This window comes from Acidobacteriota bacterium, assembly GCA_040752675.1.
Taxonomy (GTDB): domain Bacteria; phylum Acidobacteriota; class Polarisedimenticolia; order JBFMGF01; family JBFMGF01; genus JBFMGF01.
The window spans coordinates 1-10,982 of the sequence record JBFMGF010000031.1; the positions used below are offsets into that span (position 1 = coordinate 1).

Genomic DNA, 10,982 nt, shown 5'->3' on the forward strand with positions numbered 1-10,982 from the left:
GCCCAGCGGATCGCATCTTCATACTCCTTGCGGGTTATTCTCCTTGCAATATCCGGATACTCGTGCGCTTTGTACATCGGTCTGTACTGCGACATGACATTGACATAGGTGTCTTTTGGAAGGTTCTCGGAACTCTTTGACCCGGGGGATATCGACGACTTTTATGAATCTCTTCTCGGCATTCTCGATGACGACGGTGTACCGTCCGTCTTTGAGTCCCCTGACTTTGTAAAAGCCTGTGGAATCAGTATAGGAAGACCTCGCGGAAAGCTTCCCGGGATCGAATTGGCTTTGCTCCGGAGCTTCGATGAAGGAAACCCTTCCCCCCTCCACGGGAACGCCTCTTCTCGTCAGATATCCCGAGGCCTCCGTAAGCGATTTGAAATCGATCCTCAGGATATCGTTGTTCCTGATCGTAAACTCCCTAGACTCGTAATCGGAATAGAGGTCCATTCGTGGCAGTATCTTGGCGATGCTGTGTGTCCCTGAAGGAACATGCTCGATGCGGTAATATCCGCTCATGTCGGAGATTGAATCCTGAGAGATCTTTCCATGTTGAATGGATAGCCTGGCCCCATGGACTGGAGAGTCATCCGCCTCCAGGACGTACCCTTCCACCATTCCACCTCCTTCGAGATTGATCTTGAGCGGGAAAGATGATTCCTTTCCCGTTGGGTCTATCCCATCGATGACGGCAGGAGCATAGTCTGGATGTTCCACCACGAGAGAGATGAATTGAAGCGGGACCCCGTCGAGAGTGAAATATCCCGAATGGTCCGTGATGGCCGTGAGCGCTTCACCACCACTTCTGAATGGAACGGTTACATGCGTTCCGGGAAGAGGGAGGCCCTGCTCCCTGTCATAGACGTAACCATCGATCTTTGCCCCCTTCTTCAGGTAGAAATTGATCCCTTCCGTATCCGCTCCATTGAAGATCTCCACTCCCTTCATGGAATCTTCGGAGAATCCGATGGCGCCGGCGATGATCGAATAGAAGCCAGGGGCGACATTTCCAATTTCATAACTGCCAGTCTCTGAAGAGAAGGTGTAATATTTCCCATTTATTGCATCTTTCCCTTCCGGTTCGAGGAATATGTAAAATCTCTCCAGAGGCTTCCCTAACTCATCGGCGACCATCCCCTGTATCTTCCCGGAGGCGCCGAGAGTGAAGAGAAGATTCCTGGTGCCAGCTCTTATCCCCTTTCTTGTCTCTTCTGTGTAACCATTGGCTTCCGCGTGGATAGTGTAGATCCCATCTTTGAGGCCATCGATTGAAAAGGAGCCATCATCCGCGGTTTCCGCGCTCTTCGCATAGAGCCTGCCGCCAGAACCGCTCAGCGAAGCCTTGATGCGGGCCTTCTTGAGCTTTTCACCTTTTTCATTCTCCACGCCTCCAGAAATTCTTAGTCCGGCGCGAAGCTTGATGACGCCGAGGTCTCTCACTTCTCCCGGCTTCAAATGCAGAACTTCGTAGACTTCGGGTAGGAATTCCGAAGAGTTGATTGTCAGAGTAAAACTTCCGGCAGGAAGATCCGCAATGCGAAAGGAGCCAGAAGGATCGGGGCGGTGCCTTTTTTGGAAGAGGTTCCTGCATCCCAGTGCTATCTCTTCGCTGTGAGGCTTGATCTCGATCTCTGAATCTCCGGGAAGCTTCTCTTTGTCCCATCGCATTTTCCCCGAGATGCAGGAGGCTCTCTGCATCGTGATAGTCAGAAGATTGGTGCCAGGCTGGATTTCCTTCTGGACGATGCGCGGAGCAAAGCCTTCTGCTGAGACGGAAAATCTGTAGCCACCGTATGCCGGAATGTCATCGATGGAAAATTTCCCCTCCTTTGCCGATCGTGTGATGTACTCTCCTCCATCAAAGGTTTTCCCTTTTTCCCTGAAGAATGGTGAAAGCGACTTCGACAACTCGATGGATGCATTTTCAATGGGATTCCGTTCGTCATCAAAGACGATTCCGTTCAGAGACCCTTTCTTGAAGAGGAAAACATTTGCTGATTTTTGCTCGCCCCCACGAAGGGACAGGGTTTCGGAGGATGAGAGGTAGCCCTCCTTCTGGACTTCCAGAAGATATTTCCCGGCAGCGATGTTCTGGAAAGAATATCTTCCGCTCTCATCCGTTTTCGCGCTGCCTATGGTTTGATCTGCACGTTCATCCTCGGGCTTCATCAGCCTTATGAAAGCTCCTCTCAATGGTGAAAAGCTGCCGCCATCGAGAATCTCTCCGGAAATTTTTGATGCTCTCCTCAGAGAGATCTTCCATTTCTCGCCAGGGGGAGGAAAAGCTTCTTTCTCGATGTCGAAGGGGATGTATCGCTCTTTCTGAACTCTCATCAGGCACAGCTTTCCGGCATTGGCTTCCAGGCGGAAGTTTCCGCCCGCATCGGTCCTGGCAGAATCCACCGGAACATAGGAACAGTCGAGGAAGATGATCAGGGCATCGCTGACGGGTAGCCCCTCTTCGGAGATTACTTGGCCCGAAAAGACCTGAACGGTCAATGCCTGACCGGATAGGGAAGCTTCCTGGACCTGTCTGGCGGAAGTCTGTGCCGTGCAGACAAGATTATACAAGAGGATGATCAGGATCAATAAAACGGATGACCTGACAGACATGGTTGACCCCAACGGAATTGCCAGTCAATATTCAAAAATTTCTTCAAGCACTTTTGATTCATAAAACTGCTACTAAGTATAAATGCAAAGGGTTCTTTTAGCCAAATGCTTTTTGTGGTGGCTGGCAACGCATCAGTTATTGGAGGCATTACGCTGGCGGCTCTCAAGGAAAGATTTGAAGTGCGGGGAGGATGCGTCGGACATGAGGAAGCACACCCTCCCCCGCAGAAATTACTTACTGGGGTTTAAAATATCCCCTGCAACATCACCGATCTCTTCGATGGCTCCTTTCTCGGAACATTTGCAAACGGGATTTCCCAGAAAGTTGCATTTGCAGACAGCATTCTTATCGCAGTTCATGACCTCGCAGCTTCCGTTCCTGCAGTTGGCCTTGCACCCTGACCCCGCAGCACAGAGAGAAACCGAGAGCGTCAGGACGATGGTGAGAAGAATGATGTGTGAAAACAGTTGTTTCATGGAACACCTCCTATGCTATTTATGAAGTTTATATTTCAGGATGGAACCGAAAGACTCGCTTCCTTCCCTTTCCCTCGGAAAATAGAGGAAGCCTTCCCTGACTACGATGGAAGACTCCCAGAAATCGAAGTCTTCGATTGAGTCTTCGCCGTGGATCAGGAGGAGTTTCTCATTGAGTAATCCCTCCTTATCGAGCCGGAAGATCAAAGATTCTGGCCCAAATTTCAGATAGATGTTGTTTTTCGCGTCGCATGCTACGGATGTGAAGTAAGTGAAAGCTCTGATTTTAACCCTGCCATCGTCGGTCAGAGTAAAACGCTCCGGATAGGCATCCTTCTCGGTCTTTGCTCTTTGCAGGATCTCCTTGCATGAAAGCTCCTGCTCAAAGAGTAGTTCGCCATTGCTGTCGTACTTTCTGACGATAGGGTTGAACCTGAAGGCCAGGATGAGATGATCGTTGCCATCGACGCAGAGGACGACTCTGTTCAGGAGCTTCATGGAGGCGAAGTATTTCTCGGGAAGATGTTTCCCGAAGATTTTTTTGACCCGGCCGAAGGAATCGTAAACGGTGATGATCCCTTCTGGAAGGGAAGGGTTGTTATGATAGATGTTCCCCTTAGAATCGACCGCGATCGAGGTCATACCGGGAGGAGTTCTCACCAGCGGAAACTGGCTGAGGATGTTTCCTTCCCTGTCGAGGATCATGATCCCTGGTCCTGCTTCTCTGTATGCGAGAAGATAGATGAGACCGTTCCGGTAAGCGAAATCTTCGATCTCGATGGTTGCCGCTATGAGAAGCTTTTCCATCCTCGTTTTAGAGAGGATAGAGATCTCTTGGGCTTTGCTGTTTGAGCCAAGAATATGATCCGCTTCAAGAAAGAATTTCGAGAAGGCCGGGATGACTGTAATCTCTTCGGAAGGAAAGAGCATCTCGGGATCGGCAAATGATACGGACAATTTCTCTTTGATGGCTTTTCCCTCTTCCAGTTTAAGCCCGGTGCCCTTCGCCGTGATGTCAGGGATGTCTGAAAGAATCGTCGTGCTTGAACCGAAAATGAAGATGATGATAAGAACAAGCAGGAACATTTCTGATCTCCACTCCAAAAAAGCGCGAGGAGATGAATCAAGAATGATGCCAGAGGAAATCGAAGGAAGAACCCGTTTAGAAGAGTCGATTTTGTTGAGGAAAACCGGTCCGGAAGGCTCTTCCTATCAGGAAAGATGTCTGCATATCATTCAAAGTCCGGAAGACGTGTCCGCTGCTGGAACAGGGTAATTTGCTTAAACGCTGAAGAACCTCAGGGTGGGTATTTCCGTAATAAGGTCATGCTTCAGGCAGAGTTCATAGAAGAGAACGAGCCCCTTCTTCTCCTCATCGCCAAAAGAATAGGTCATGTTCTCTGTAAGGTATCGCCTTGAGAGATATAGGAAAGTCCTTCCCAGAAAAGAGTATCTCTTTGAGATTTCATCCAGTTTCTGTATGCCCAGATCTCTGGATTCAAGGAAAGCCTTGATAAGCGAAGGTTTGATATCAGGAAAGCCACACCAGAAGGCAAAGACGAAGGGAAGAGAAGTCATCTCGAACCATTCCCTGCCCAGGTCAGCGGCAAGCATCTCCTGAAAGTATTCGGGAGCGAAGAGGGCATTGTCTCCGATGACGAGTGCGGCGTCGTTCTCGGAAAGCATGGTTCCAAGATCGGGAGGCATCGGATGGAACCCGGGATCGATCCGGAATTTTTCGCGGCAGAGGATCTTGAGAAGTGCGATAGAAGTTCTGCTGTTCCTGTCGAGTGCGATAGTTCTTATTTCACCGATCTCTTTCTTTGAAAAGAGGAGCACGGAACCGGCACTCCCTTTAGAAGTGATGGAGATATCGGAAATAATGGAATATTTTTCTGATGAGGCATATTCAATGGCTGGCAAAATGGCGATGTCTACTTCCCTCGTTTCCAGCTTCGAAGCGCATTGTGCCGGCGTATCATAGACCAGTCTGAAGCGGTCGTGGTCCTTTTCCAGACCGTAGATGAGGGGTTTCGTGTTCAGGAAATTGACGACGCCGACCTTCACTTTCATCGACTCGGCCTCTCTCTAAAATGTTCGCGACGCCTTTCCTGCCCACCAACCCATGCATCACTTCCACTAATATCGTTTGATTTCGTTGTAAAGGGTATCACGTTCGATGGGGATGCGGCCGGCGCCTCTGATGAGTGAGACAATCTCATCCACAGCCATCTCCTCGGCTGTCTCGGCACCAGCCATGTGCGTGATCTTCTCTTCGATGACCGTCCCGTCCATGTCGTTGGCTCCGAAGGACTGCGCGAGCTGGGACATCTTCGGTCCGATCATAATCCAGAAAGGCTTGATGTGCGGGAAGTTGTCGAGCAGGAGCCGCGAGACGGCTATGGTCTTAAGATCATCTATCCCGGTCGTCCTCTTGATTCGGTAAAGCCGGGTATTATCGGGATGGAAGGCGAGCGGGATGAAGGTAACGAATCCGCCGCTCTCGTCCTGGGCGCTTCGCAACCTGATAAGGTGCTCCACCCGTTCTTCCAGATTTTCTATGTGGCCGTAGAGCATGGTCGCGTTGGTGCGGATTCCAAGCCTGTGAGCCGTCTTGGCCACGAAGAGCCAGCCAGCCGGGGAGAGTTTCCTGGAACAGAGCTCTCCCCGCACCCTCGTGGAGAAGACCTCCGCTCCGCCGCCCGGGATCGATCCCAGCCCGGCCTCCCGGAACTCGATGAGGACGTCTTCAACACTTTTCCCGAACTGCTCCGCGATGAAGGCGATTTCCACGCAGGTAAAAGCCTGGATGTGAACATCTTTCCTTATCCTTTTGATCCCCTTCAGCATGTCGGTGTAGTAGCCGTAAGGAAGGTTGGGGTTCAACCCGCCAACGATGTGGATCTCCGTGATGGGCTGGTTAAGTCTTTCCTTAACCTTGTCGAAGATTTCCTCGAGAGACATCTCGTAGCCGCTGTCTCCCTTGCCCTTCCTGGAGAAGGCGCAAAAAAAGCATCCATTGATGCAGATGTTGCTGTAGTTGATGTGCTGGTTCCTGATGAAATAAGTTCTGTTACCGTGAAGCCGTTCACGGACGATGTTGGCAAGAGCTCCGACGGCCAGGATGTTTTCAGCGACGAATAGGCGGAGCCCATCCAGGTAATTAAGCCTCTTTCCGGTGAGAACCTTATCGCAGATGTCGCCCAGGCCGGTGTTGATTATCTCTTTTTCCAGGACGGGTTCTATCATGATGTCTGCCTCTGATTCGACTCGCAATCTCAGTACGGGGTTGGTTAAAGTTAACACTGCCTCTCCCCTTTGTCAAACGATCACGCTCTGTGTTATCATGCATAAAATTTTTAGGGAAAGGGCAAGAGTGAAAAAGGCATCTATCTTTCTATGCCTCTTTCTTCCCGTTTTTCTTTCCATCTCCTGCGCAGAGCAGAAAAAAGAAGTCAGGAGCGACGTTGATTTTTCAGGAGCCTGGGTCCGGGAGAACGATCTGGTGAGCTCCGCCATCACAATCGAACAGAAGGGGAGCGAAGTGAAATTCCTGTGGAAGCAGAAGGCAAAGGACGGTTCCTGGAAGATCGAATGCGACACCTATGGAGAATGCGATAAGATCCAGGACGGTGAGAAAGTGGAACATTATTCCTTCTCGGTCGGGATTTCGGAGGATGGCCAGCGACTCGTGGTGAACTGGATCGCCAAGAATCTGAAAAGCGGGGAGATCGTTCCCTTCGTTGATGAAATGGAGATTACCTCTGATGGCAAAGAATTGATCAGCCGCCCGATTGAATTCAACAGCAAAGGAGATAAGGTTTACAAAGGCGAGGAATATCGTTTCAGGAAATCGGCAGATCCTGCCTCGATCAATCCTGAGTAATCCAGACATCCTGCCTCGGGATAAAAACAGGTTTTAAAAAGGGCAAAGATATGACATACAGGGACCTCAGAGACTTTGTCAAGAAGCTCGAGGATCTGGGGGAACTTAAGAGAATCCGGGTTGAGGTCGATCCTGAGCTGGAGATTACGGAGATAGCAAACCGTGTGGTGAAATCAGGTGGCCCCGCTCTCCTCTTCGAAAAAGTTAAGGGATCGAACATTCCGGTCCTGATCAACACTTTCGGGACGGAGCGAAGGATGAATCTTGCCCTTGAGACCCCTTCTCTCAATGACCTTGCCAAAAGGCTTCAGAATATCCTTGATTTTAAAGCCCCGGAAGGGTTCATCGACAAATTGAAGATGCTCCCCAGACTCAGCGAATTGGCGGGATTCTTTCCGGAGGTAGTCAGGGATGCTCCATGCAAAGAGGTCATCATCGAAGATAATCCCTCTCTCGACATTTTCCCCATAATCAAGTGCTGGCCGAAAGACGGGGGAAGGTACATCACGCTTCCATGCGTCTTCACCAAAGACCGCGAGACGGGCACGAGGAACTGCGGAATGTACCGGATGCAGGTTTATGACTCCAAGACTACGGGAATGCACTGGCACATCCACAAACATGGGGCGAGGCATTACCGTCAGAGGGAAGAGGCGGGCGAGAGAATAGAGCTGGCCGTTGCCATAGGCGGAGACCCTGTCGTAACATTTGCGGCTGCCGTTCCTGCTCCAGACTATTTCGATGAGATGATCATCGCGGGTTTCATCAGAGGGGAAGGGGTAAAAATGGTCAAATGTGAGACCGTCGATCTGGAAGTTCCGGCTGCCTCAGAGATTGTCCTGGAGGGGTACGTGCTGCCGAATGAGAGAATGAGAGAAGGTCCTTTTGGAGATCACACCGGATTCTACTCTCTGGCCGATGATTATCCTGTTTTTCACCTGACGTGCATCACCCATAGAAAGGACCCGATCTACCATGCCACGATCGTGGGAAGACCGCCGATGGAAGATTGCTTCATGGGGCTTGCAATAGAAAGACTCTTCCTTCCAGTCATCAAGAAGCAGTTCCCCGAGATCGTCGACATGCACATGCCGTGGGCAGGAGTATTTCATAACCTGCTGATCGTTTCCATTAAGAAACAGTATCCCGGCCACGCGCGAAAGATCATGAACACCATCTGGAGCATGGGACAGGCGATGTTCACGAAGTGCATCGTCGTCGTCGATGAAGATGTAAACGTGAGGGATGAATTCGAGGTTGCCTGGAAGGTCCTGAACCATGTTGACCCTGAGCGCGATGTGCAGTTTACGTTCGGCCCGACGGAAGTCCTGGACCACGCCTCGCGTCTACCTAATTATGGCTCCAGGATGGGGATCGACGGTACGAAGAAGTGGAAATCGGAAGGATTCGAGCGCGAATGGCCCGACGAGATCGAGATGGAAAAAAGGATCATCGACCTCGTCACCCGGCGCTGGAAAGAGTATGGTTTATGAAAGTAGATCCACCCAACTGTAGCATTGAGGGATTTTCAATTTAAGAGCCAGACGGAGTGTATCTATCTAAGCTATCGCATGAGATTTTCTGATCTGGAGTTCTATTTTACACGATTCTGTACATTTCTATTTTTTCCCTCTTCCTGTATCTCCTTTCGGCTTACATGATGAGGAGAAAAAGATACAGATAATAAACTATCCCTCGGAAGATCAGGATGGCAAGCTCATAAACTAAGTTCCGCAGATTCGACTCCTAACTTCTTATTAAGCAAAGAGTTAAGCTGATTTAAAAAAATTCCAGAGGGACTTGACAAGCAAATATTTTAAAATATAATTAATAATAATTATGAATACGAATAACGAGAATCTTTTTAGAGAAACAAAACAGAGGAAAAGGATAATGGAGATCCTGTCCTCTACAAAATCCCATCCAACTGCGGATTGGGTTTATCTTCAGTTGAAAAAAGATTTCCCTAATCTTTCCTTAAGCACAATTTACAGAAATTTAAGAATATTGAAGCAGCAGAAAAGAATCCTGAAGTTACCGTTCGGCCATACATTCGATCGCTTTGATGGAAATCCTGTTCCTCATCCCCATTTTGTCTGTCAGAAATGCGGCAGGGTTTTTGATTTAGAGATCTTGGGATTGGAGAACCTTTTTAAGAAAGCCGCAAGGGAAGAAGATTTTAAGATTAAAGGTTTTAACTTAAGCCTGTATGGGCTTTGTAAAGCTTGTAAAGAGGTTTGACTAAACTAAAAAATAAAGATAAGGAGGTATTTCATGTCAGAGGTTTTAAAAATCGGCAATCTGGTTCTAGATTTTGAAATGGAGACCTATGATCCAAAAGGAGAGGATTTTGGAATTATTTCCCTGAATCAGCTCAAGAAGGATAAAAGATGGGTAGTCTTATTCTTTTATCCTGCAGATTATACCTTTATCTGCCCCACAGAGCTCTCTGATCTGGCTGAAAAATATGCTGAGTTGAAAAAGCTAGGGGTTGAGCTTATCTCCGTGAGCACAGATACAAAGTTTGTGCATCTGGCCTGGCAGAGGGAGGAGAAGCTTTTGAAAGAGGTTAAGTTCCCTATGGGGGCTGACCCAGCTGGTAAAATCTCTCGTCTTTTTGGCGTTTATGATGAGAATACTGGACTGGCGAAAAGGGGGACATTCATACTAAATCCGGAAGGAAGGCTGGTGGGCTCAGAGATCAGTTCTGACAATGTGGGAAGGAATGCAGATGAGCTTTTGAGAAAGATCAAGGCTCACCTGCATGTTTCGGCCCATCCCTCAGAGGTCTGCCCGGCTAAATGGCGAGAAGGAGACCCCACCTTAAAACCAGGAGCCAAGCTGGTGGGCAGGGTTTTAGAGAGTTTGAAAACCAGGAGGTGAAAAATGAAGACCTACGTTTGCAAAATCTGTGGTCATATTTCTTTTGAGGTTATCCCGGAGAGATGCCCGGTCTGTTTTGCAAAAGATAGTGCCTTCTCCGAAAATCAAGATGCGCTTAAAAGCCCTACGGATCCAAAGAACTTAACTGAATCTGAGAAAAAGCATATCCCGTTATTAAAGAAATCCTTAGGGGAGAAAAATGTTCAGGTAAAAACAAGGGTGGGTGAAATCCCACATGTGATGGAGGAAAATCACTATATCACCTGGATAGATTTTTATCTGGATCGTAAATTTATAAGTCGCTATCTTTTGCAGCCAAGGATTTTAAATCCGACCGTGGAGGTGGAACTCAAAGCATCTGCGGGGATTTTCTATGCTATTGAGAACTGCAATCTGCATGGCAAATGGATGGGGAAGATAGAAATTTAACTTTTTCAATTCCAAAGTTGGCTCAGGAATAGTCCCCAAGAGCCGTTCCAGGGATTTCCTGAGCCATCTTATAAAAAGGTGATGAGATGAAACCGATTCAATTCCCGTATTTAGGCAATTCGCTAATTATGGCGGTAGTGATTCTCGCCCATGTTTTCTTAGCCTTCATAGCCGTGGGAGGAATTTTAATCTCTTTTATCTCAGAATATATAGGCTATAAGAGAAAGAGTTCGTATCATGACCTTTTGGCAAAAAAATATATAAGTTTTATATCCAACCTGATGAAGATAGGTGGGGTATTGGGAGTGACAATCGTGATTCTCACCATTGGTCTCTTCCCGGAATTTGCTAAGAGCTTATACAATATTTTTTTCTGGTTTCTGGTCTTAGAGGCGGGCATGTTCCTTCTTCTTATGGCTGGCACAATCTACTATCGCGAGAGCTGGGATAAAGCACAGAGCAAAAGAAAACATCTTTTAGGTGGACTGATAACTGCTATCGCTGCAGTCTTAGCTGGCTTCATCATTAACGCAGCCCATGCCTTTATGCTTACCCCGGGAAGCTATTATATTGCTCCCCTTTGGATGTAGACAGGTCTTTGGGTTAGAGATCAGCTCCTGTAGAATAACAATTATGGAGCACTCAAATTTTCATACGAGGAGGATCTCATGACAGGAAGAAAATGGACCAT

11 protein-coding genes are annotated in these 10,982 nt (G+C 48.3%); 6 read left to right on the forward strand and 5 right to left on the reverse strand.

From position 1 onward, the window contains the following. Positions 1–18 precede the first annotated feature (18 nt). The 5 genes from AB1756_03345 to mqnE form a co-directional block, all read right to left on the reverse strand. Positions 19–2,616 carry a carboxypeptidase-like regulatory domain-containing protein gene (locus AB1756_03345; protein MEW5806371.1) on the reverse strand — a complete coding sequence of 866 codons (2,598 nt, stop codon included), beginning with the start codon at positions 2,614–2,616 and terminating at the stop codon, positions 19–21. Positions 2,617–2,847: 231 nt separating this feature from the next. Continuing rightward, positions 2,848–3,093, reverse strand: coding sequence for a hypothetical protein (locus tag AB1756_03350; GenBank protein MEW5806372.1), 246 nt, complete (start codon positions 3,091–3,093; stop codon positions 2,848–2,850). Positions 3,094–3,108: 15 nt separating this feature from the next. Further along, positions 3,109–4,179: a hypothetical protein gene (locus AB1756_03355; GenBank protein ID MEW5806373.1), complete on the reverse strand. Its 1,071-nt coding sequence runs from the start codon at positions 4,177–4,179 to the stop codon at positions 3,109–3,111. A 195-nt stretch (positions 4,180–4,374) separates the two neighbouring features. Next, positions 4,375–5,166, reverse strand: coding sequence for a menaquinone biosynthesis protein (locus tag AB1756_03360; GenBank protein ID MEW5806374.1), 792 nt, complete (start codon positions 5,164–5,166; stop codon positions 4,375–4,377). Positions 5,167–5,232: 66 nt separating this feature from the next. Continuing rightward, positions 5,233–6,342: an aminofutalosine synthase MqnE gene (gene mqnE / locus AB1756_03365; protein ID MEW5806375.1), complete on the reverse strand. Its 1,110-nt coding sequence runs from the start codon at positions 6,340–6,342 to the stop codon at positions 5,233–5,235. 127 nt (positions 6,343–6,469) lie between these two features. Between mqnE and AB1756_03370 the strand changes: the two genes are divergently transcribed. From AB1756_03370 to AB1756_03395, 6 genes are all read left to right on the forward strand, one after another. After that, positions 6,470–6,979: a hypothetical protein gene (locus tag AB1756_03370; protein ID MEW5806376.1), complete on the forward strand. Its 510-nt coding sequence runs from the start codon at positions 6,470–6,472 to the stop codon at positions 6,977–6,979. Between the two features lie 50 nt (positions 6,980–7,029). Then, positions 7,030–8,472 (forward strand): menaquinone biosynthesis decarboxylase, encoded by a 1,443-nt coding sequence (locus tag AB1756_03375; protein ID MEW5806377.1) that lies wholly within the window; start codon positions 7,030–7,032, stop codon positions 8,470–8,472. 346 nt (positions 8,473–8,818) lie between these two features. Beyond that, a complete protein-coding gene (locus tag AB1756_03380) occupies positions 8,819–9,220 on the forward strand; it encodes a transcriptional repressor (protein MEW5806378.1) in 402 nt (133 codons plus the stop codon). Between the two features lie 33 nt (positions 9,221–9,253). Continuing rightward, positions 9,254–9,862 carry a redoxin domain-containing protein gene (locus AB1756_03385; protein MEW5806379.1) on the forward strand — a complete coding sequence of 203 codons (609 nt, stop codon included), beginning with the start codon at positions 9,254–9,256 and terminating at the stop codon, positions 9,860–9,862. A gap of 3 nt (positions 9,863–9,865) precedes the next feature. Continuing rightward, complete coding sequence (locus AB1756_03390; GenBank protein MEW5806380.1) at positions 9,866–10,291, forward strand: desulfoferrodoxin family protein; 426 nt, start codon at positions 9,866–9,868, stop codon at positions 10,289–10,291. Positions 10,292–10,377: 86 nt separating this feature from the next. Next, entirely contained in the window at positions 10,378–10,881 is a 504-nt protein-coding gene (locus AB1756_03395) for a cytochrome ubiquinol oxidase subunit I (GenBank protein MEW5806381.1), read from the forward strand. The last annotated feature ends 101 nt before the right edge of the window (positions 10,882–10,982 follow it).